Here is a 21601-nt window from a genome sequence, read left to right on the forward strand (position 1 = left end):
CTCTATCCACCTCCCGCGCGAGCGCTGCGCCCTCCCCTGTCGAGCCTGACACCGGGCGGCGCCGGCCCGCCCTGGCCGTTCAGCCCCTTATTGGCCCCTCATCAGCCCTGGCGCTTGGCCCGCCGCGCCCGTACCGCCGCGGCCAGGCCTTGCAGCACCGGCACGGTCTGCTCGAAGCTGATGCAGGCGTCCGTCACGCTCACGCCGTGCTGCAGCGGCTGGCCGGGCACGATGTCCTGTCGGCCTTCTTGCAGATGGCTCTCGATCATCACGCCGGTGATGCGCGCGTCGCCCGCCGCGATCTGCTGCGCCACGTCGGCCGCCACCTCGATCTGCTTGCGGTGCTGCTTGCTGCTGTTGGCGTGCGACACGTCGGTCATCACCTGCTCGCGCAGGCCGGCCGCCTTGAGCAGCGCGCAGGCAGCGTCCACGTCGGCCTTGGAATAGTTGGGCGCCTTGCCGCCGCGCAGGATCACGTGGCAGTCGGCGTTGCCGCGCGTCTCGAAGATCGCGGCCTGGCCCATCTTGGTCATGCCCATGAAGGCGTGCGGTGCCTGCGCAGCCTGGATGGCATCGCTCGCCACCTTGATGCCGCCGTCGGTGCCGTTCTTAAAACCCACCGGGCACGACAGGCCGCTGGCGAGCTGGCGGTGGCTCTGGCTCTCGGTGGTGCGCGCTCCGATGGCGCCCCAGCTCACGAGGTCCGAAATGAACTGCGGCGAGAGCAGGTCCAGGAACTCGGTGCCCACCGGCAGGCCGATGGCCAGCACGTCCAGCAGCAGCTGGCGCGCCAGCTCCAGGCCTTCGTTGATGGCGAAGCTGCCGTCCAGGTGCGGGTCGTTGATGTAGCCTTTCCAGCCCACGGTGGTGCGCGGTTTTTCGAAGTACACGCGCATGACGATCAGCAGGTCGTCGGCCAGGGCATCGGCCTGCGCCTTGAGCAGGCGCGCATAGGCCAGCGCCTGGTCGTGGTCGTGGATGGAGCACGGCCCCACCACCACGATCAGCCGGTCGTCCTGCCCGTGCAGCACGCGCGAGAGCGCGGCGCGACTGCTCTCCACCAGCGCCAGCGCCTCGGGCGGCGTGGGCAGCCATTCCTGCAGCAGCGCGGGCGTGATGAGCGGGCGCACCGCGCCGATGCGCAGGTCGTCGATGCGGGTGGTGTCGTGGGTGGACAGCGGGGTGGCGGAGCGGAGGGCGTGCGTGGTCATAGCCCGGTATTGTCGCGTGGCCGCTGGGGGGGTTATCTCAAGGGCGGCGGAAAGCGGTGCGCTGACGTACCCAGTAACTGCCATTCAAACGGTCCAGCCGCACCGTGCCGCCAGTGGACGGCGCGTGCACGAAGCGGTCTTCGCCCACGTAGATGCCGGCGTGGAACGGCCGGCCGCTGCCAAAGATCACCAGGTCGCCGGTGCGCAGATCGCGGTTGCTCACCGGCTGGCCGAAGTCCGACAGCTGGGCCACCGTGCGCGGCGGCGCGACGCCGGCGCGGCTCTTGTACACGTAGCCGATCAGGCCGCTGCAGTCGAAGCCACCTTCCGGTGTGTTGCCGCCGTAGCGGTAGGGCGTGCCCACCAGGCCCAGCGCATGGATGGCGATGTCGCTCGACTGCTCGGCCGACAGCGCGCGGTAGACCGGCCCGCGGGTTGGCGGCGCGCTGCCGCAGCCGGCGAGCAACAGGGTGGTGGTCAGGGCGAGGCAGGGCAGGACACGGCGCATGGGGGTCAAGCGTAGCGGATCGCCACGCGAAGCGCGGCGGGGGTGCTTATCTCAAGTCGTGGCCACCGCGCGGGCCCGGAAAAACTTCGGTAACGCCGCGCGCGTGCAGGCCTGCAGCGCCATCAGGAAAGCGTGGTCGGGCTCGGCCACGCCGTGGCGCGCGCGCAGATCGTGCTGGATGCGACCCAGCAGCTCGTGGGCCATTTCGGCGTCGGCCAGGGCTCGGTGCGCCTGGCCCGTGCGGGGCAGCTGGAAGTGGTCCACCAGCGTGCCCAGCTTGTGGCTCGGCGCTTCGGGGTAGAGTCGGCGCGAGAGCAGCACCGTGCAGGCAAACGGCTGGCACGCGGGCAGCCCGGCGCGCGCGAGCTCGGCCACCCAGTAGCGGCGGTCGAACGAGGCGTTGTGCGCCACCATGGGCACCTCGCCGACGAAGCGCGCCGCCTCGGCCATCACGCGCTCCGCCGGCGGCGCGCTGGCCACCATGGCGTTGGTGATGCCGGTGAGCTGGGTGATGAAAGGCGGAATGCGCACGCCGGCGTTCATCAGGCTCTGGAACCGGTCGACCACCCGGCCACGCTCGGTGAGCACAATGGCCACCTCGGTGGCGCGGTCGCCCATGCCGGGCGAGATGCCGGTGGTCTCGAAGTCGATGACGGCGATGCGGGACATGGGCGAAAGCCGCTCAGGCCTTCTTCAGGAACTCCGACTTCAGCAGCATGCTGCCCAGCTCGGTCTTGCAGTCCACGTTGTGGCCGTCGGCGCCATCCACCAGGCGGATGCCCTTGATCTTGCTGCCCTTCTTGAGCACGCTCGACGAGCCCTTGACCTTCAGGTCCTTGATCAGGATCACCGAGTCGCCATCGGCCAGCGGGTTGCCGTTGGCGTCTTTCACCACGCCGTCGCCGGCCTCGTCGTCGCTGGCGGCGGCCTCGGCCAGCGGCCACTCAAAGGCGCAGTCGGGGCAGACGAAGTTCTCGCCGTCGGTGTAGGTGTTTTCAAGGCCGCATTGCGGGCAGGCGGGGGCGGTGTGGGGCATGATGTTGTCGAGCCAGAAGCCGGGCTCTGGCGCTTGGGGGCAAAACCGGTATCTTAGAACGCCACTTCACCCCCCCATATGGAGGCGTTTGGGCGCCCAGCCGTTCAGGCCAACACAGTGGCGCCCTTGAGCAGCGTGGCGACCCCCGCCAGCGCGGCACGCCTCGTGCTTGTTCTCCGGCATGGACCCCGCCACGCCCGTCACCCCCATCCCCACCGCCCACTCCTGGTTCGACGACATCCACGCGCTCATCGCCGGCTCGCTCTTCGTCGCGCTGGGCATGACCATGTTCGGCCACGCCGGCCTGCTCACCGGCGGCGTCGCGGGCGTGGCCTTCCTCGCCAGCTACGCCAGCGGCCTGGCCTTCGGCCTGTTCTTCTTCCTGTTCAGCCTGCCGTTCTTCGTGCTCTCCTGGGTCCGCCTCGGCCCGGTGTTCACCTTCAAGAGCTTCGGCGCCGTCGCCCTCGTGTCCGCCTGCACCACGCTGGCGCCCAAGGTGGTGCGCTTCGAGCTGCTCAACCCCTGGGTCGCCTCGGTTTTAGGTGGCTTCCTGATCGGCTTTGGACTGCTCGCCCTGCTGCGCCACCAGGCCAGTGTGGGCGGCGTCAACATCCTCGCGCAATGGCTGCAGCAGGCCAAAGGCATGAGCGCCGGCAAGGTGCAGATGTCGGTCGATCTGGTCGTCGTGCTCGCGGCGTTCTGGGTGTTGCCACCCATCCAGGTGGCGCAATCGGTGGTGGGCGCGGTGGCCATCGGCGCCATCCTCGCGCTCAATCACCGGCCGGGGCGGTATCTGGGGGTCTGAGCGGGTTGTTGGCTGGTCCGGAGGCCCGTTGGATTGAAAGTGGGATCGCTAATCGCGACTTCATTCCATGAGGTTGTTTTTCATGAGCAAAGCGCAATAGCTTTCCCCCTGAGGTTCTCGAACACGCTGTTCGTGTGGTGTGTAAGCACCGAGGCAAATGCCAGCCCCTCATTGAATGTGTGATGCGCAACCAGAAAGAAGCTTTAAAGAATGTTGGCTGATCAGCATCGACAGACTCACGTGGCAACGGGCACCGCAGATGGCCTTCCAAATCTGGCCAAAACGGTCGCTGAGAACTTGCGCCCCCATGCAACTGACGGCCGCTCGATCCACCGCTCGCTGATCCAGGCGAGGGGCCAGGTCAGGAGTAGCGAGATCAGTCCCACGAGCAAACCCGCTTCCAGTGCGTATGTTTTGGTCCATGTCATCGCGTCGGTAAACGCCCACAGTAAATAGAGGACCGGGACGTTTAGTAAGTAGAGGCTGAAACTGATGCGACCGAGTGCCTGTGCACATCGCCCCTCCAGCAGCGCCGCAAGAGAGCCTCGTTGGCCATAAAGAAGGCCCGCGACAAGAAAGGCTGCTGAAAGTCCCATGGATACCAACGCGATCAGCGAAGAATGCGGATGAAACGTCCGGCAAAAAATAAGAACCACAAGGGCCAGCCACCATGATGACGCCGGCGCTTGTTGAATTAGAGGGCGCAATAGAGGTTCTGAAGCTAGCATGCCTGCCATGAAGGCAAACAGGTAGGCGTGCATATTCGGCAGGTTGAACGCCAAGCGAGAGAACTCCAACGCCAGCATTGCATAAATGAATGCCATGACCAGTCCGGGCAAGCCAAGGTATCGGCGCAATAGCCAAGCGGCCAAAACGAACGGAATCACCAACACTTCAGCCTGAATGGTCGCGCTCGGTCCGTGCATGGAGATTTTCAGAAGTAAACCGTTCTCGATGACTTGCCAAAATTGAAATTGAGGATAGCCGGGGATGCCGATCATGCCCATGGCGTAATACAGCACCAGACAAGCGATCAGTGGGGGGTATAAGCGCAGAATTCTGGCACCAGAAAATGCCATGCATGTAACCAGCCACCGCTCTTCGTTGCGCCGTTCGAGTGACCGGCATAGAACGGCACCACTCAATACGAAAAAAACATACACCGCCGTCTCGCCGTTCAATAGAACGAGTGCCAGTTTGGTCAAGGCATCGCGGAAGTTTGACGCAACTTGAAGAGGTGGATATAGAACTCGATTGATTAAAGAAAGATCATTGTGGAGGATTGCATGGTAAAAAACCACGGCTGCTGCCGCAAAGCCTCTTAGACCATCCAGCGCATGTGATCGCCCAACCGGACTTTTATCTTCAAGAATCATTGCTTGCATAGTCCCATTGCATGAAATCATGACTTGAAGCGTGGAGGTGGAAAGAGTGCGTCGTGGCAGGTGAGCAGCCGGCTGGTTTGTTCCAACAGCGTGCCCATCGCGCTGGCGTTGACCCTCTCTTGATGAGATCGCCCAGAAAGTAGCGTATCAGACCGAACAGATTGCCATCACGGTGGACGGTTTTGCCGATGGCGCCTGGGTGGGGTGCTTTGCATCTGCGGACCTTACGCGGTGACAGGTGTTGCACTTCAGACTTGAACCCGTCCTTTCCATTTTCGGCTGGCTGCAGAGCGCGCTTCCGTATGAGCCAACCAAGCTGAACCTCAAGACCCATTTGCAAACTATGGCCGTTGGCGAGCGGCCCACCACTACCCTGGAAGCCACAGACCAGACCACCCGCTGTCTCTCGAGCAACGCCATGGCATCACAATGGCGTGTGTCCAGCAAATGGCCGAAGCTGCCTTGCACGTTGGGCATCTCGAAGACGACCTATGACGAATCTCACGACCCTGTATCGACCCACCGGACCGGAAGAACTCGAGGCGCTCAACGAGAGCATCGTCGGCTCGATTGAGGTCATCGCCGAGTTCACGGCATGACCGAGCCGCCTTTTCCCATGCGGCCCTCGCATTCAACAGGCTCCCGCCGTTTGGGTGTGGCGCTTCTGTTGTGTGCTTTCGCGGCACTCGTTGGCGGGGCGTTCATTTTGTGGCCGGTGTGTGTTCCGCTGTCCGCGGAACAGGTCGCAGCATCTCAACCGCCCATCTCGGAGCGCAATGACACCTACCTGTTCGGGCGCATGTTTCAGCAGGACGCCGGGCAGTGGTACCAATGCAAAACCCGCATCGCCAGAGCGTTGTTCTTCTAGCCACGACGTCCGCGTCACATCACTTCACTTCGGTCGCGAACTGCTCCAGTGGCCGGCGCACTTTCTTCAGGTTCACCAGCCAGTCGCCTTCGTCGGCGCGGTAGCCCAGCGGCAGGATCGCGACGCTGCGCAGGCCGCGCTCGCGCAGCTTCAGGATCTCGTCGAGCTTGGCCGGTTCGAAGCCTTCCATGGGCGTGCTGTCCACTTCTTCGAAAGCGGCGGCGATCAGGGCGGCGCCCAGGCCGATGTAGGCCTGGCGCGCGGCGTGCTGGAAGTTCACTTCGGCGTCGCGCGGCGGGTAGGTCTTGAGCAGCAGCTGGCGGTAGTTTTCCCAGCCTTCGTTGGTGCCGCCGCGCTGCTCGTTGGTCAGGTCGAACATGTGGTTGATGCGCTCGGGCGTGTAGTTGTCCCAGGCGGCGAACACGAGCAGGTGCGAGCCGTCGGTGATCTGCGCCTGGTTCCAGGCGATGGGCTGGATCTGCTCGCGCACGGCCTTGCTGGTGACGACGATGATCTCGTACGGCTGCAGGCCGCTGGAGGTGGGCGCCAGGCGTGCGGCTTCGATGATGCGGTCCACCTTGTCTTGCGGCACGGCCCGGGTGGCGTCCATCTTTTTGGCGGCGTAGCGCCATTGCAGCTTGTCGAGCAGGACGGGGGCGTGGGTGGGTAACGACAGGTCGCTCATGGGGTTCTCCGTTTTTGAGGGGGGCGCCGACACAGCGTGGGCGGACGCGTCATCTTGCTGCATCGCAGCAAATGTTGCCGACTGTCGCGCAGAAGACAGCGTGGTGCCGCCCCGAATGGCGGGCGCTCAGCGCGAACCGGCGGGATCGGGTATACGCCGCATCGCGATCGCGTCAAACGGGCACTTCAGCGCGCACTTCGCGCAGCCGGTGCAGCCCGGCGCATCGTGCAGGTGAGCGGACTTCTTCCAGTTCTCCACGGCCAGCGACAGCACATGCGGCGGGCACGCCGCCACGCACCAGCCGCAGCCCGTGCAGCGAGCGAGATCGATGGCCGGCAGGGCCTTGGGGGCGGTAGCCATGCGGCGCATTGTGGGCCACAGCGCGGGAGTGCGTCGCCGGTTTATCGCCGCAAATCGAACGTCTGGTGTGTGATCTTCGGCAGTGATTGAGCGCCACATCGAATGCACCCTGCGCCAGCGCCTTGGCGCCGTCGTGCCGGCCGTGGTGCTGTTCGGTCCGCGCCAGGTGGGCAAGACCACGCTGGCGGCCCTGCTCACTCCCCCGACTTGAAGCTGCGCGGGAACACCGTGGGGTGGTCCCGCCCGCGCAGGCGGTAGCCCATGGCCGCACGGCCGTGGTCGCCGGTGACCATGCCGGCCTCTTCCAGGTAGTCCGCATCCAGCATGCGCTTGCGAAACGCGCTCTTGTCCAGCGGCCGGCCCAGCACCACCTCGTACACCCGCTGCAGCTGCGGCAGTGTGAAGGGCTCGGGCAACAGGAAGGCGGGCAGCGAGGTGTATTCCACCTTGCTGCGCAGGCGCTCGATGGCGGCACCCAGGATGGTGTTGTGGTCAAAGGCCAGGCGACGGCGCGCGGCCTGGTCGCAGGGCAGCCACTCGGTGATGGTGGTGGCGTTGTCGTCGACCGCCTCGGGTTTCGGGATCAGCGAAAAGTAGGCATGGGTGGTGGACCAGCCGCGTGGGTCGCGCCGCGCGTCGCCCCAGCTGCCCAGTTGCTCCAGGTAGGGCGCTGCCACGCCGGTCTTGTCGCGCAGCTTGCGCTCGGCGCAGGCCAGCAGCGAGGCGTCGCGGTCCACGTCCACGAAGCCGCCGGGCAAGGCCCAGCGCGCCGGGAAGGGCTCGCCGTCGCCCTCGGGTCGGCGCACCAGCAGCACGCGGAGTTGATCGGCCATCACCGTGAAGATGACCACGTCGACCGTGACCAGAGGCCGCTCGAAATCCGTTGCCTTGAAAACCACACGCGGGTTGGACATGTCTTGACACCCCTTGATTGAGTTGTACTATACAACCCATGAAAGTTGCACAGTGCAACTCATAAACCACAACACGCATTCACCCAACCCTTTCCCCTACCATCAACCCAGGAGGACCCCATGAACCGCCAGATCACCCTGTTGATCATCGACCCGCAGAACGACTTCTGCGACCTCCCCGAGGCCTGGCGCGCGCCCGACCCGGTGCGCAATGCCCTGGCGGCTCCCGCGCTGCCCGTGAGCGGCGCGCACGCCGACATGCAACGCCTGGCGACACTCATTGACGCGGGTGGTGCAGGGATCTCCAGCATCATCGTCACGCTCGATTCGCACCAGCGCTACGACATCGCCCATCCCACCTTCTGGCGGACCGGTGCGGGCGAAGCGGTGAGCCCCTTCACCGCCATCACCGCCGCACAGGTGCGCGCCGGCAGCTACGCGCCGCGCGACCCCGCCGCGCTCCCGCGCACCCTGGCCTACCTCGACGCGCTGGAGCGGGCCGGCCGCTACACGCTCATGGTGTGGCCGGTGCACTGCGAGATCGGTAGCTGGGGCCACAACGTGCACCCCGCCGTGAGGGCCGCCTACAACCGCTGGGAAGACCAGTGCCTGGGCGTGGTGCAGAAGGTCATCAAGGGAACCAACCCCAGGACCGAACACTACAGCGCCCTGCAGGCCGAGGTGCCCGACGTCGCCGACCCCGACACCCAGCTCAACCGCGATCTCATCACGCAACTGGACGGGGCCGATCTCATCGTCATCGCGGGCGAAGCCAGCAGCCACTGTGTCAAGGCCACCACCGAGCACATCGCGCAATACCTGCCTTCCCGCGAACTGGGCAAGCTGCTGCTGGTCAGCGACGCCATGAGCCCGGTGGCCGGCTTCGAAGCGCAGGCCCAGGCCTTCCTCGACGACATGCGGCGCCAGGGCGCCCGCAGCGCCACCTGCGCCGACGTCCTTCCCCTGCTTCTGGCCAACGCCTGAACGCACCGAACACCGGAGCCCCCATGGAACCCGTCATCACCAGCCTGCTGGACACCGACCTCTACAAGTTCACGATGTGGCAGACCATGCTGCACCGCCACCCGCAGACGCAGGCCGAATACAGCTTCGTCTGCCGCAACCAGCCCGCCTACCCGCTGGCCGAGCTGCTGCCGCAGGTGAACGCCGAACTCGACGCGCTGTGCGCGCTCAGCTTTCGCGAGGACGAGCTGGCCTACATCGGCGGACTGCGCTACATCAAGAGCGACTTCGTCGACTTCCTGCGCATCTTCCGTTTCCAGCGCAACTTCATCGAAGCGCGCGCCGAGGGCGAGCAACTGCGCATCGTCGCGCGCGGCCCGCAGGTGCACGTGATGGCGTTCGAGATCTTCGTGCTCGCCATCGTCAACGAGCTCTACTTCCGCCGTTTCGATCGGGCCGCCGCCGAGGCCGAAGGGCGTCGTCGCCTGCAGGTCAAGCTCGACCAACTGCGCGCCCTGGGCAACGAGGCGCCGTTGCGCCACCCCTTCGAGCTGTTCGACTTTGGCGTGCGCCGGCGCTTCTCGCGCCGCTGGCAGCGCGAGGTGGTGGCCGCGTTCCAGACCCAGGCGCCACAGTTCTTCAAGGGCACGTCCAACGTCTTGCTGGCGCGGGATCTGGGTCTGGTGCCCATCGGCACCATGGCGCACGAATACCTGCAGACCTACCAGGCCCTGGGCGTGCGTCTGCGCGACTTCCAGAAGGCCGCACTCGAAGACTGGGTGCAGGAATACCGGGGCGACCTCGGCATCGCGCTCACCGACGTGGTTGGCATGGACGCCTTCCTCGCCGACTTCGACCTCTACTTCGCCAAGCTCTTCGACGGCCTGCGCCACGACTCGGGCGACCCGCTGGTGTGGGCGAACAAGGCCTTGGCCCACTACGAGAAGCTGCGCATCGACCCACACACCAAGCGCCTCGTGTTCTCCGACGGCCTCACCATCGACAGCGCGCTCGCGCTCTACCACGCGCTGGGCAACCGCACGCAGCTGGGCTTCGGCATCGGCACCCACCTGAGCAACGACGTGGGCCTCACGCCGCTCAACATCGTCATGAAGCTCACCAGCGCCAACGGCCAGCCGGTGGCCAAGCTCTCCGATTCGCCAGGCAAGACCCTGTGCGACGACCAGACCTTTCTCGCCTACCTGCGCCAGGTGTTCAAGGTGCCCGCCCTTCAGGAGGCCGCATGATCAAAGTCACCCTCGCCCAGCTCAACGTCACCATCGGCGACATGGACGGCAACGTGCGCAAGATGATCGCCGCCGCCCAGCGCGCGCGCGACGAAGCGGCCGATCTCGTCGTGTTCTCCGAGCTTTCGCTCACCGGCTACTACCCCGGCGACCTGCTCGATGAACCGCACTTCATGGCGCGGGTGGCCGCGGGCTTCGCCGCACTGCTCCAAGCCTCGCGCCAGATGCCCGCGCTGCACTGGGTGGTGGGCCTGCCCGCGGTGCACAATGGTCCGGGCAAGCCGCTGCGCAACGTGCTGCGCGTGCTGCGCGGCGGCGAGGTGCTGCTCGAATACGCCAAGCAGCTGCTGCCCACCTACAACATCTTCAACGAGCGCCGTCATTTCGAGCCTGGCCCCGACGTGGCCAAGGTGCTGCGCATCGGCGCCGCGCAGGTGGGTTTCATGATCTGCGAAGACGGCTGGAACGACGACGGCAGCGCCTACGCCGTCAACCCGTTTGACCGCCTGCGCGACGCCGCGCCCGACCTGGTGATCTCCATCAACGCCAGCCCGTCCCACATCGGCAAGCGCGAGCAGCGCCACCAGATCTTCGCCGCCGCCAGCCACCGCAACCAGCTGCCCATCCTGTACGTGAACCAGGTCGGTGGCCACGACCAGCTGGTCTACGACGGCGCGTCCTTCGCCGTGGAGCCCAAGGCGGGCGTGGTGTTCGAAGCGCGCCGCTTTGAAGAAGACGTGACCACGCTGCGGATCGACGCCCACGGCTTCAAGGCCGCCGACGGCGAACCCCTGCCCGCCGTGGCCAGCGATGGCCTGCCCACCATGGCCTTCTACCGCCAGCAGATCGTGCTCGGCCTGCGCGATTACGCACGCCGCTGCGGCTTCACGCAGGCGGTGGTCGGCTCCTCCGGCGGCATCGACTCGGCCATCACCCTCGCGCTCGCGGCCGAAGCCTTCGGACCGGATCGCGTGACCGCCATCACCATGCCCTCGGTGTTCTCGTCGGCCGGTTCGGTGGACGACTCGCAAACCCTGTGCGAGGGCCTCGGTGTGCGCCTGTACCGCCACCCGATCGCCGACCTCGTGCAGGGCTACAGCGCCGGTTTCGAGGCCGCCTTCGGCGCGCCGCTGCAGGGCCTGGCGCTGGAGAACCTGCAGGCCCGCATCCGCGGCACCATCCTCATGGAGTACTCCAACACCTGGGGCCACCTGCTGCTCACCACCGGCAACAAGTCGGAAATGTCGGTCGGCTACTGCACGCTGTATGGCGACACCAACGGCGGCCTCGGCCTCATCGGCGACCTCTACAAGACCGAGGTCTTCGCGCTCGCGCGCCACCTCAATCAGGCCGCGGGCCGCGAAGTCATTCCGCAGGCCATCATCGACAAGCCGCCCTCGGCCGAGCTCGCGCCCGACCAGAAGGACACCGACAGCCTGCCACCCTACGAGGTGCTCGACGAGGTGCTCAAGCACCTGATCGAAGGCCACGGCCTGGCCTGCGACGAGCGTGAACAGGTCGAGGCCTTTGTGGCCCAGCTCGTGCACCGGCCCGACGGCGCCGCGCTGGTGGACCGTGTCCGCCGAATGGTCGCGCGCAGCGAGTACAAACGCCGCCAGGCCCCGCCCATCATCCGCGTGCGGGCCCGCGCCTTTGGCTCGGGCCGTCAGATGCCCATCGCCGCCCAACACTTCTGAACGACATGAACGTCATCGCACAGAAATACACCGGCGCCGTCTGCATCGGCCGTTTCCAGGGCCTGCACCTCGGCCAGCTCGCGGTCATCCGCCGCGCCCTGCTGCTCGCGCCGCGTGTCGTCGTCGTCATCGGCTCGGCGTTCCAGGCGCGCACGCCCAGGAACCCGTTCACCTGGCAAGAGCGCGTCGAAATGATCCGCCTGGCCTTGTCGGAGGACGAGGCCGAACGCGTGGGCTTCGTGCCCGTGCGCGATTACTTCGACGGACAACGCTGGGTGGTCGCGGTGCGCCAGGGTGTGCGGGCGCAGCTGGGCGACCTGCCCGCGGGCCAGACCGTGCTCGTGGGCCACCGCAAAGACGCCACCAGCGAGTACCTGAGCGACTTTCCCGGCTGGCTGCTCGACGACGTGGGCAGCCAGGGCGACATGCATTCCAGCACCCTGCGCGACGCCTTCTTCGGCGCCGTCGGCCAGCCCCTGGAGCCCGCGCTCGCGGCCATGGTGAGCCAGGCGCCGCCCTCCACCCTCGGCTTCCTGCGCGCCTGGGCACAACTGCCCTGCTACCGAGAGCTCGCGGCCGAGTGGGCCAACCTGCGCACCGAGCGAGCGCTGTGGGCCAGCGCGCCCTACCCGCCCGTGTTCGTCACCGTGGACGCACTGATCGAATGCGCGGGCCACGTGCTGCTCATCGTGCGCGGCCGCGCACCCGGCAAAGGCCTGTACGCGCTGCCCGGCGGCTTTCTGGAGCAGCGCGAGACGGTCTACCAGTCGGCCCTGCGCGAGCTGCAGGAAGAGACCGGCCTGCACCTGCTGCCCGGCGACATCGCGCACGCGCTCAAGGGCGTGCGCGTGTTCGACCACCCTGATCGCAGCCAGCGCGGCCGCGTCATCACCCACGCCCACCACTTCGATCTGGGCGCGCGCCGCCTGCCCGAGGTGAGCGGCAGCGACGATGCGATGTCCGCCAGCTGGGTGCCTATTGCCGAGCTCGCCGCCCTGGAAGACCGCTTCCACGACGACCACTTCCACATCCTAGACAGCTTCCTGGGCCTGACCCCGTGACGCACGCCCATCCCCGCGTCGGCCTGCAAGGCATCCGCCGCCGGATCGTCTACGTCGGCCTGTACGAGTTGTTCGCCATCGCCATCTCCAGCGCGGGGCTGGCGCTGGGCTCGGGCAGCAGCGTCGAGCGCGCGGGCGTGGCCGCCATCGCCTCGACGCTCATCGCCGTGGTGTGGAACGTGGTCTACAACGCCGTCTTCGAGCGCTGGGAAGCGCGCCAGACCGTGCGCGGCCGCAGCTTCCGGCGCCGCGCCGCCCACGCCATCGGCTTCGAGCTCGGCTTCATCATCACCCTGGTGCCGCTGTTCGCCTGGTGGCTGCACATCGGCCTGTGGCAGGCGCTGGTGCTCGACATCGGCCTGTCCGTCTTCTTCCTCGTCTACACCTTCGTCTTCAACCTCGGATTCGACAAGGTGTTTGGCCTGCCGGCCTCGGCGGTCTGACCTGGCCGCACGAGGGGCCGCGGACCCCTGCGCGCCGGCCAGCAATAGACGTCCCCCATGGAAGGGGCGCTAACCGCCCGCGTTCATCAAGGCGAGGGATGACGCCACCCGATGGCGGCTCCAGCATGCACCAGCCGCTCCAGCCGGGGCGGCCCGACCCCAACCCGCAGGAGAACCCCATGGCAACACAGACTGTCGTCCGTCCCAGCAAGAAAGTCCCCCAGGTGCGCGAGCTGCGCGTCGCGCTGCCCAGCGACATGCCCTTCGACAAGATCGTCGACGTGCTCAAGCAGACCCTCACCATCCCCGAGCTTCCGGGCATCAAAGGCTGCCGGCCCTGCCTCTCGGGGCTGGACCGCTTTGTCTTTGAAGACATCGTCAACGGCCGCTTCCGCTGAACGCCGGGGAGCCGCCATGCAAGCCTTGCCCAAGCTCGGCGTGGGCGTGGCCTTCCAGGCCCCGCTCAAAAGCCTGATCGAGCAGCCTGGCGGCGACTTCGACATGGTCGAGGTCGTTCCGGACATCCTCTGGACCGACCTCGGCCCGGGTCAGCGCCCGCGCTACCTGGACGACACCGAACACCTCGCCTGGCTCGACGGCGTCGCCCGCACCCTGCCCGTGATCCCCCATGGCATCGGCATGTCCATCGGCAGCGCCGCTCACTTCGATGCGCAGCACCTGGCCCAGCTGCAACGCTGGCACCAGCGCATGCGCTTCCCCTGGCACAGCGACCACCTGGCCTTCCACATCGCCGACCACGGCGGCAATGCCGTCAATGTCGGGATCACCCTGCCCCTGCCGCGCGACCAGGCCACCCTCGATCAACTCAAGCCCCGCGTCGCCCGGGTCAAGGCGGCGGTGCCCACGCCATTCCTGCTGGAAAACAACGTCTATTACTTCGACATCACCGATGCCGAGATGGACGAAGCCCGCTTCCTCAACGCGCTGTGCCACCAGTGCGGCTGCGGCCTGTTGCTCGACCTGCACAACGTCTACACCAACGCCGTCAACCACGGTTTCGACGCCTTCGCGTTTGTCGACGAACTCGATCTGCGCCAGGTGGGCGAGATCCATGTGGCCGACGGCATGATGCTCGATGGCTTCTACCTCGACGCCCACAGCGGTGCCGTGGCCGACCCGGTGTGGGCCCTGCTCGAACACGTGCTCCCCCGCTGCCCCAACGTCGGTGCCGTGGTCTTCGAGCTCTTCGGCTCCTGGTTCGAGGTGGTGGGCGAAGAGCGCGTGCGCGCCGATCTGCGCCGCCTCAAACGGCTGTGGCAACAATGCCAGGCGCCACAGCCCAGCCGCCCCGCGGCCAAGCCCATGCGCGCTCGCCGCGTGGCCGAGTCGGAGACCCTGCCATGAGCGCCGCCCGGCCGTTCCGAAGGCGCTCAGCCCCGCAGTGCGCAGCACGGAGGGTCGTCCCGTGAGCGCCGCCAGCTTCCAGAGCCTGATGGCACAACTGGTCATCGACCCTGCGTTTCGCCATCGCGTGCTGGCCAGCGGCTTTCCTGCCGATGCGGACCTCAACGCGCGCGAGCGCCAGCGCCTGCAGCACATCGCGGCCAGCCCCGGCCTGGACATCAATCACACGCTCCACAAAGGTTTCCGGTTTGGCAAGCTGCGGGCCCTGCTGCCGCTGACCTGCGCCCTGCTGCAGGGCACCCGGCTCAACGCCGCCATCGCCCGGTTCTGGGCGCTGCACCCGCCGCGCAGCTTCTACTTCCTGCCCGAAGCCATCGAGTTCTGCGACTTCCTGCTCGCGCAGCCCACGCACTCGAAGTACCTGCACGAAGTGGTCGGCTTCGAGCGCGCTCACCTCGAACTTCAGCGCGCACGAACCGACGAGCCACCCCCGCAGACCGTGCACTTTCAGCACGACCCCAGCAAACTGCTGGGCCCGCTCGCGCAAGGCAAAGTCCCCCTGGGCGTACCACTGCAGACCTGCACCGCCGTCGGCACGCTCGACGGCCAAGGCCAGGCCCAGTGGGTGCTCCAGTCTTGATGCAGCATGGGGGCCCGGCCCCGGGGGACAATCACCCACACCAGCGGGCAGCCGGCCCGCGCCCGGCGTGCCCCCCGATGCGAACATGAGCCCCAACCCACCAGACACCACCCTCACCCGCCACCTGCGCATCACCGGCCGCGTGCAAGGCGTGGGCTACCGCTGGCACATGACCGACGAAGCCCGGCGCCTGGGCCTCACGGGCTGGGTGCGCAACCGGCGGGATGGGAGCGTGGAGGCCGTGGTGAGCGGACCGGCTGGAGCGGTGCATGCGCTGATTGAGTGGGCGAGGCGTGGGCCGAGCCTGGCTCGGGTGGACGAGGTGGTGGTAGGGGATGCCGAGGGGGCGTTCGAGGGCTTTGAGCCGCGGGAGACGGTGTAGACCTGCTGGCGCCACCTATGATGTGGCCACCCAGCAGAGGGAGGGCTGCGCACATGGCAAACACCCACCCCGACACCGACACACTGGCCACCTCCTGACGTCGCCATCCTTCCGCACATGAACCTCACCGAACAACAGTTCTTCAACGATCTCGAAAAGAAACTCTGGACCGCTGCCGACAAGCTGCGCTCCAACCTCGACGCCGCGGTCTACAAGCACGTCGTGCTCGGCCTGCTCTTTCTCAAATACGTGTCGGACGCTTTCGAAGAGCGCCAGAAGGAGCTCAAGGCCCAGTTCACCGACCCGGCGCACGACTACTACATGAACCCGGCCGAGTACCCGGGCTCGTACGACGAAGACCTGGCCGCCGAGCTGGAGGTACGCGACTACTACACCGAGAAGAACGTCTTCTGGGTGCCCATCGAAGCCCGCTGGCCAACCCTGGTGCAGTGTGCGCAACTGCCGCCCAAGAGCGACCTGCCCTGGCTGGCACCCAAGCGCGATGCCGATGGCCGCTACCTGCGAGACGGCAACGGCGAACTGGTGCTGGTGCCCGAGAAGATGCGCACCGTCGGCTGGCTCATTGACAACGCCATGGAGGCCATCGAGCGCGAGAACGAGAAGAAGCTCAAGAACGTGCTCAACAAGAACTTCGCGAGCACCGAGCTGGAGTCCGCCAAGCTGGCCGACCTCATCAACCTGTTCTCCGACACCAACTTCCACGCAACCGAATACCGGGGCCAGCCACTCAACCTCCAGGCCAAGGACATCCTGGGCCACATCTACGAATACTTCCTCGGCCAGTTCGCGCTGGCCGAAGGCAAGAAGGGCGGCCAGTACTACACGCCAAAGGCCATCGTCAGCCTCATCGTCAACATGCTCCAGCCCTTCAAAGGCCGCGTGTACGACCCGGCCATGGGCTCCGGCGGCTTCTTCGTGCAGAGCGAGGAATTCATCGAACAGCACAGCGGCAAACCGGCGAACAATGGCAAAGCGGGCGTCGGCAACAAAGCCAGCGGCCAGATCAGCGTCTACGGCCAGGAGAGCAACCCCACCACCTGGAAGCTCGCGGCCATGAACATGGCCATCCGCGGCATCGACTTCAACTTTGGCGGTGGCCATGCCGACACGCTGTTGAACGACCTGCACCCCGACCTGCGGGCCGACTACGTCATGGCCAACCCGCCCTTCAACATGAAGGAATGGTGGAACGCCAAGCTGGAAAAAGACCCGCGCTGGATCGCCGGCACCCCGCCCCAGGGCAACGCCAACTTCGCCTGGCTGCAGCACATGCTCTACCACCTGGCGCCCACCGGCAGCATGGCCCTGCTGCTGGCCAACGGCTCCATGAGCAGCAACACCAACAACGAAGGCGAGATCCGCAAGCGCCTGGTGGAAGACGACTACGTGGAATGCATGGTGGCCCTGCCCGGCCAGCTCTTCACCAACACCCAGATCCCGGCTTGCATCTGGTTCCTGACGCGTGACAAAGCCAACGGCTTCAACCTCAACAAAAAGAAGCGCGACCGACGCAAACAGTTCCTCTTCATCGACGCCCGCCAGATGGGCTACATGAAAGACCGCGTGCTGCGCGACTTCACCCAGGCCGATATAGACAAGATCGCCGACACCTTCCACGCATGGCAGCAAGGCGAGGGGTACGAAGACGTCAAGGGCTTCTGCTGCTCAGCCAGCCTGGACGACATCCGCAAACACGAGCATGTGCTGACCCCCGGGCGCTATGTGGGCGCCGAAGACCAGGAAGAAGATACCGAAGCCTTCGCCGACAAGATGGCGAGGCTGACCGCGCAACTGGCGGAGCAGTTCGCGGAGAGCTCGAAGCTGGAGGGCGAGATCAAGAAGAACTTGGCGGGGTTGGGATATGCTTTTGAAGACTGAGCCGCTTGCATCCATGTGCGAAGCAGTCGTTGACTGTCCCCACTCGACTCCAGTTTGGACGGACTCTGGATATGTCGTTCTCCGAAATCAGAACATCAAGGACGGTCGCCTCGATCTATCCGCTCCCAGCTATACGGACGAAGAGCACTTCAAGCATCGGGTTCGACGGATGGCTCCACGAGCGGGTGACATAGTTATTACACGGGAAGCACCCATGGGCGATGTGTGCAAGGTCCCGGAAGGTCTCACCTGCTGTCTGGGTCAAAGGCAGGTGCTGCTTCGCCCAAAGGTGGGGGTCAACTCGGACTATCTGCTCTATGCGCTGCAATCCCCCTTTGTGCAGGATCAGATCCGTTGGAACGAAGGAACGGGTTCGACCGTAAGCAACATCCGAATTCCTGTCCTGGAAAAGATTGAGATTCCCAGACTGGGTTCTAGCGAGGAGTCCATCGCAGATGCTCTGCGATCACTCGATGCAAAGATCGACGTCAACCGCCGCATCAACCAAACCCTCGAAGCCATGGCGCAAGCCATCTTCAAGTCGTGGTTCGTCGATTTCGACCCCGTCAAAGCCAAGATCGCCGCCAAGGCCGAAGGCCGCGACCCGCTGCGCGCGGCGATGACCGCCATCAGCGGCAAACCCGACGCCGAACTCGACACCCTGCCCCCCGACCAGTTCGCCTCCCTCGCCGCCACAGCCGCGCTGTTTCCGGATGAGATGGAGGACTCGGAGCTGGGCGAGATTCCGAAGGGGTGGCTTTGGGAAACTTTCGGAACCATTGCTGAGCTATCCAAGGGCTCAGTGAACCCGCTGCTCTCACCTGAACGGGTATTTGAGCATTACAGCTTGCCGGCGTTTGACGCAGGCAAACAGCCAGTTGTCGAGGAAGGTGCTCAGATCAAGAGCAACAAGACAAAGTTTGCTCGTGGGTCAGTTTTGCAATCAAAGCTCAACCCGCATATTCCGCGCGTTTGGTTTCCGCTCAGGGTCAGCGAAAACGCGGTCTGTTCGACAGAGTTCCTACCCTGGATAGCCAAGGAGCCAGCGTCGCCGTCTTTCTTGTATTGCTTACTGACTTCGGACCTCTTTGGGGTACAGGTTCGCAGTCTGGTCACAGGGACTTCCAATAGTCATCAGCGAGTCAAACCTGATCAGGTCTCTGGCTTGCTTGCGGTTGTACCGCCCAAGGATCTCCTGAGCGCATTTACAAAAACAGTCGACCCTTTCTTCGAACGCGTCGAAAGCGGAACAAGCCAAATGCGAGATCTTGCGGGTTTGCGGGACGCTCTACTCCCGAAGCTTTTGTCGGGTGAATTGCAAGTCCAGAGCATCGAACCGGAGGTCGCAGCGTGAGCGAAGCCATCGAACCGCCAGTCGCTGATGAGACTGCTACATCCGGCGACTACTTCGCCAAGATTCCACTCTGGAACGCGGATGGTCAGACCAAGCGCTTCGAGGTCATGGCCGATGAACTGAGCGGACGCATTCCGGTGACCCGGCTGGAAAGCTGGCGCGACTTCACCCAACTGTTGGAAAGCGACTTCTTTAACCGCCATGGTGTGCAACTGGTCTTCCGTGGACACCGTCGGCACGACTGGGGCCTGATGCCCACGCTCGGGCGGGTGACCACCAATGGGATCATCACCGAGGTACTGGCCGATGATCAGTTGGACCGCTTCAGGCGCGCAGTGCGTGGTCGACTCAGCGACACGGCCTTGGTGGACGAGCCGGACGAGTTGTGGTCTGTGGGGCAGCACCATGGCCTGATGACGCCGCTGCTGGACTGGACCTACTCACCCTACGTGGCTCTGTTCTTCGCCTTCCACAAGGAAGACGACAAGGACGAAAAGGACAACCCCTACCGCGCGGTGTACGTGCTCAACAAGAGCTTTCTGGCCGAGAACGAGGCCGAGACGGAGATCCGCGTGTTCGAGCCGCGCAAGGACCACCATGGCCGGCTGGTGAACCAGGCGGGGCTGTTCACCTTCTCGCCCTACGACGCGACGCTGGAGAACAAGCTGACCGATGTGCTGGCCGATGAAGACGGGTTTACCGACGAAGAGCTGCGCTCCGCGTCAGAGGAAGAACAGCCCGAAATCCTGGCGCGCTACATCTGCAAAATCTACATCCGCAACGAAGAGCGCGACGCCTGCGTGCGCCATCTGCGGCGCATGAACGTGCACCACGCCAGTCTGTTCCCCGACCTGATCGGTGCGTCGGACTACTGCAACATCCTCACGGCCGAGGCGGCAGGTGCGGATGCAATTCGACGAGCTGGACAGAAAGAGGCCAGTCTGGCCAACACTGCGATTGCTAGCAGCTTCATGGATGCTGTCGCGATACCTGCGGCACCTTTGTCTGCCCTAGAGAGCATTCAGACGGTCTTGAAGGAGACTGCAGGCGCTCAGCAAGTTGAGCCTGGGCGACTGGCAATAATTGCCGAAGAGCTAGCAAAAGCCATCGAGCAGAACAAAGTAGTGGATTGGGAAACGCGGGATGCGGTTCAGGCTCGATTGCGCAATGTGGTCCGCGTGGTATTGCGGAAGTACGGCTATCCCCCCATGTTGCGTGAGCAGGTTGCGCAGCAGGTGATGGAAATGGTTCGACAGGATTCAGCCTGAAAGGGTGGTGATGATCGATTTCCAGCACCTTGAAGACCTCGCGTGCCTGCGCGAGTCGGTCTCTCTCGAATGCAAGCTGGCCAACGGCCGCGATGGCAAAGGCGTGCTGCCAGACGACTTCTGGCCCACCTACAGCGCCATGGCCAACACCGAGGGGGGCGTGGTGATTCTGGGCATGCGCGAACGCAAGGCGCACTTTGAGCCAGCGGGCATAGCGAACGCCGACAAGGTGCGGGCCGAGCTGTTCAACAACCTCAACAACCGTCAGAAGGTCAGCGTCAACCTATTGAGCGACGCCCATGTGCGCGAGTGGTCGGTTGAAGGCAAGACCTTGCTGGTGGTGGAGATTCCCCGCGCGGGGCGCCAGCAACGGCCGGTGTACCTGACCACCAACCCGCTGAACGGCAACACCTACCGCCGCCTGAACGAAGGCGACCGACCGCTCCCGGACGAAGACGTCAAGCGCATGCTGGCCGAGCAGGTGGAAGACAGCCGGGACAGCCGCATCCTGCCGCACTTTGGCCTGAAAGACCTGGACGCCGACAGCCTGAAGGCCTACCGCAACATCTTCCGCGCCGACAAGCCCGACCACCCCTGGCTGGCGCTGGACGACGAGGGCTTCTTGCGCATGCTGGGCGGCTGGCGCGAAGACCGCGCCACGGGCGAAGCGGGTCTGACGGTGGCCGGTCTGCTGATGTTCGGCCAGTGGCCGTCGATCAGCGAAGCCTTGCCACACTATTTTTTGGACTACCAGGAGCGCCCGGCCGACTACGCCAGCAGCGTGCAATGGCTGGACCGGGTGGTGCCCGACGGCACCTGGTCGGGCAATGTGTTCGACTTCTACCGTCGGGTGGTGACGCGGCTGACGGCGGATCTGAAGGTGCCGTTTGTGCTGAAAGACGGCGTGCGGCAGGACGACACGCCCACGCACAAGGCACTTCGCGAGGCACTGGTGAACACGTTGGTGCATGCGGACTTCACGGGGCGCATTTCCGTGTTGGTGGTGAAGGAGCCCGCAGGGTTCAGCTTTCGCAACCCGGGCGATCTGCGGGTGCCGGCCTCGCTGGCCTTGCAAGGCGGCGTGAGCGACTGTCGCAACCGAACGATGCAGCAGATGTTTCTGATGATCGGCCTGGGCGAGCGGGCGGGCTCGGGCATGTCGCGCATCTTGCACGGCTGGAGGGACCTGGGTCACACGGTGCGGCTGGCTGAGCACTATGAGCCGCAGGAACATTCGGTGCTGGAGATGGGTTGGGCGAGCGCCACGGTTACCCCGACAGGTACCCCCGAAAGTTCGGGAGAAAGTTCGGGAGAAAGTTCGGGAGAAACTACGGCCCGGATTCTTTCCCTGCTTTCACAGAACGCCAAATTAACCGTGCCGAACGTGGCCCAACACTTGGGTTTGACGACCCGGGCCGTGGAAAAGCAACTGGCCAAACTGAAAGAACAAGGCCGGTTGCGCCGCGTCGGCCCGAACAAAGGCGGCCACTGGGAAATTCTGGAGCCTTGA

The 21601-nt window shown here is 65.1% G+C and carries 23 protein-coding genes; 15 read left to right on the forward strand and 8 right to left on the reverse strand.

Annotation, left to right across the window (positions count from 1 at the left end; all coding sequences use genetic code 11):
* Positions 1-101: 101 nt before the first annotated feature.
* Genes HTA01S_RS10705 through HTA01S_RS10720 form a run of 4 tightly spaced genes read right to left on the reverse strand, consistent with a single transcriptional unit; the run spans position 102 to position 2755 of the window.
* Positions 102-1211 (reverse strand): 3-deoxy-7-phosphoheptulonate synthase, encoded by a 1110-nt coding sequence (locus HTA01S_RS10705; protein WP_068170617.1) that lies wholly within the window; start codon positions 1209-1211, stop codon positions 102-104.
* 37 nt (positions 1212-1248) lie between these two features.
* Positions 1249-1719 (reverse strand): C40 family peptidase, encoded by a 471-nt coding sequence (locus HTA01S_RS10710; protein ID WP_068170619.1) that lies wholly within the window; start codon positions 1717-1719, stop codon positions 1249-1251.
* A 51-nt stretch (positions 1720-1770) separates the two neighbouring features.
* Positions 1771-2388, reverse strand: a complete 618-nt coding sequence (locus HTA01S_RS10715; RefSeq protein WP_068170621.1) for a 3'-5' exonuclease — start codon at positions 2386-2388, stop codon at positions 1771-1773.
* Positions 2389-2401: 13 nt separating this feature from the next.
* Positions 2402-2755 carry a zinc ribbon domain-containing protein YjdM gene (locus HTA01S_RS10720; protein WP_068170623.1) on the reverse strand — a complete coding sequence of 118 codons (354 nt, stop codon included), beginning with the start codon at positions 2753-2755 and terminating at the stop codon, positions 2402-2404.
* Positions 2756-2936: 181 nt separating this feature from the next.
* On the opposite strand from HTA01S_RS10720, the gene HTA01S_RS10725 reads away from it, so the two are divergent.
* A complete protein-coding gene (locus HTA01S_RS10725; protein WP_068170846.1) occupies positions 2937-3560 on the forward strand; it encodes a YitT family protein in 624 nt (207 codons plus the stop codon).
* A 236-nt stretch (positions 3561-3796) separates the two neighbouring features.
* Here HTA01S_RS10725 and HTA01S_RS10730 read toward each other — a convergent pair whose 3' ends face one another.
* The 3 genes from HTA01S_RS10730 to HTA01S_RS10745 all read right to left on the reverse strand — a co-directional run bounded on the left by HTA01S_RS10730 (position 3797) and on the right by HTA01S_RS10745 (position 6858).
* A complete protein-coding gene (locus HTA01S_RS10730) occupies positions 3797-4945 on the reverse strand; it encodes an acyltransferase family protein (protein ID WP_169804766.1) in 1149 nt (382 codons plus the stop codon).
* A gap of 887 nt (positions 4946-5832) precedes the next feature.
* Positions 5833-6498 (reverse strand): nitroreductase family protein, encoded by a 666-nt coding sequence (locus tag HTA01S_RS10740; RefSeq protein WP_068170631.1) that lies wholly within the window; start codon positions 6496-6498, stop codon positions 5833-5835.
* Between the two features lie 126 nt (positions 6499-6624).
* Positions 6625-6858, reverse strand: coding sequence for an ATP-binding protein (locus HTA01S_RS10745; protein ID WP_068170850.1), 234 nt, complete (start codon positions 6856-6858; stop codon positions 6625-6627).
* An 82-nt stretch (positions 6859-6940) separates the two neighbouring features.
* Here HTA01S_RS10745 and HTA01S_RS26165 point away from each other — a divergent pair, with 82 nt between their 5' ends.
* Positions 6941-7069 carry a hypothetical protein gene (locus HTA01S_RS26165; protein ID WP_279338444.1) on the forward strand — a complete coding sequence of 43 codons (129 nt, stop codon included), beginning with the start codon at positions 6941-6943 and terminating at the stop codon, positions 7067-7069.
* Here HTA01S_RS26165 and HTA01S_RS10750 read toward each other — a convergent pair.
* The gene (locus tag HTA01S_RS10750; protein ID WP_068170634.1) at positions 7053-7772 is read right to left on the reverse strand and encodes an NUDIX hydrolase; all 720 of its coding nucleotides are present in this window, start codon (positions 7770-7772) and stop codon (positions 7053-7055) included. The genes HTA01S_RS26165 and HTA01S_RS10750 overlap by 17 nt on opposite strands.
* Before the next feature lie 120 nt (positions 7773-7892).
* Between HTA01S_RS10750 and HTA01S_RS10755 the strand changes: the two genes are divergently transcribed.
* The 13 genes from HTA01S_RS10755 to HTA01S_RS10815 all read left to right on the forward strand — a co-directional run bounded on the left by HTA01S_RS10755 (position 7893) and on the right by HTA01S_RS10815 (position 21601).
* The gene (locus HTA01S_RS10755) at positions 7893-8756 is read left to right on the forward strand and encodes a cysteine hydrolase family protein (protein ID WP_068170637.1); all 864 of its coding nucleotides are present in this window, start codon (positions 7893-7895) and stop codon (positions 8754-8756) included.
* Between the two features lie 23 nt (positions 8757-8779).
* Positions 8780-9982, forward strand: a complete 1203-nt coding sequence (gene pncB, locus HTA01S_RS10760) for a nicotinate phosphoribosyltransferase (protein WP_068170640.1) — start codon at positions 8780-8782, stop codon at positions 9980-9982.
* Complete coding sequence (locus HTA01S_RS10765; protein ID WP_068170642.1) at positions 9979-11679, forward strand: NAD+ synthase; 1701 nt, start codon at positions 9979-9981, stop codon at positions 11677-11679. The genes pncB and HTA01S_RS10765 overlap by 4 nt, the downstream gene beginning before the upstream one ends.
* Before the next feature lie 5 nt (positions 11680-11684).
* On the forward strand, positions 11685-12740 hold the full coding sequence (locus tag HTA01S_RS10770) for a bifunctional nicotinamide-nucleotide adenylyltransferase/Nudix hydroxylase (protein ID WP_068170645.1): 1056 nt from the start codon (positions 11685-11687) through the stop codon (positions 12738-12740).
* 23 nt (positions 12741-12763) lie between these two features.
* The gene (locus HTA01S_RS10775) at positions 12764-13183 is read left to right on the forward strand and encodes a PACE efflux transporter (protein WP_068170852.1); all 420 of its coding nucleotides are present in this window, start codon (positions 12764-12766) and stop codon (positions 13181-13183) included.
* Between the two features lie 179 nt (positions 13184-13362).
* Positions 13363-13581, forward strand: coding sequence for a hypothetical protein (locus HTA01S_RS25535; RefSeq protein ID WP_169804767.1), 219 nt, complete (start codon positions 13363-13365; stop codon positions 13579-13581).
* Positions 13582-13597: 16 nt separating this feature from the next.
* A complete protein-coding gene (locus tag HTA01S_RS10785; RefSeq protein WP_068170651.1) occupies positions 13598-14548 on the forward strand; it encodes a DUF692 domain-containing protein in 951 nt (316 codons plus the stop codon).
* Between the two features lie 61 nt (positions 14549-14609).
* Positions 14610-15188, forward strand: coding sequence for a hypothetical protein (locus HTA01S_RS10790; protein ID WP_068170654.1), 579 nt, complete (start codon positions 14610-14612; stop codon positions 15186-15188).
* Positions 15189-15273: 85 nt separating this feature from the next.
* On the forward strand, positions 15274-15570 hold the full coding sequence (locus tag HTA01S_RS10795; RefSeq protein ID WP_068170658.1) for an acylphosphatase: 297 nt from the start codon (positions 15274-15276) through the stop codon (positions 15568-15570).
* Between the two features lie 117 nt (positions 15571-15687).
* Entirely contained in the window at positions 15688-17469 is a 1782-nt protein-coding gene (locus HTA01S_RS10800; RefSeq protein WP_068170660.1) for a class I SAM-dependent DNA methyltransferase, read from the forward strand.
* 13 nt (positions 17470-17482) lie between these two features.
* A complete protein-coding gene (locus HTA01S_RS10805; RefSeq protein ID WP_068170662.1) occupies positions 17483-18823 on the forward strand; it encodes a restriction endonuclease subunit S in 1341 nt (446 codons plus the stop codon).
* Positions 18820-20091: an FRG domain-containing protein gene (locus tag HTA01S_RS10810; protein ID WP_068170666.1), complete on the forward strand. Its 1272-nt coding sequence runs from the start codon at positions 18820-18822 to the stop codon at positions 20089-20091. The genes HTA01S_RS10805 and HTA01S_RS10810 overlap by 4 nt, the downstream gene beginning before the upstream one ends.
* A 10-nt stretch (positions 20092-20101) precedes the next feature.
* A complete protein-coding gene (locus HTA01S_RS10815) occupies positions 20102-21601 on the forward strand; it encodes an RNA-binding domain-containing protein (RefSeq protein ID WP_068170670.1) in 1500 nt (499 codons plus the stop codon).

Source organism: Hydrogenophaga taeniospiralis CCUG 15921 (assembly GCF_001592305.1).
Lineage (GTDB): Bacteria > Pseudomonadota > Gammaproteobacteria > Burkholderiales > Burkholderiaceae_C > Hydrogenophaga > Hydrogenophaga taeniospiralis.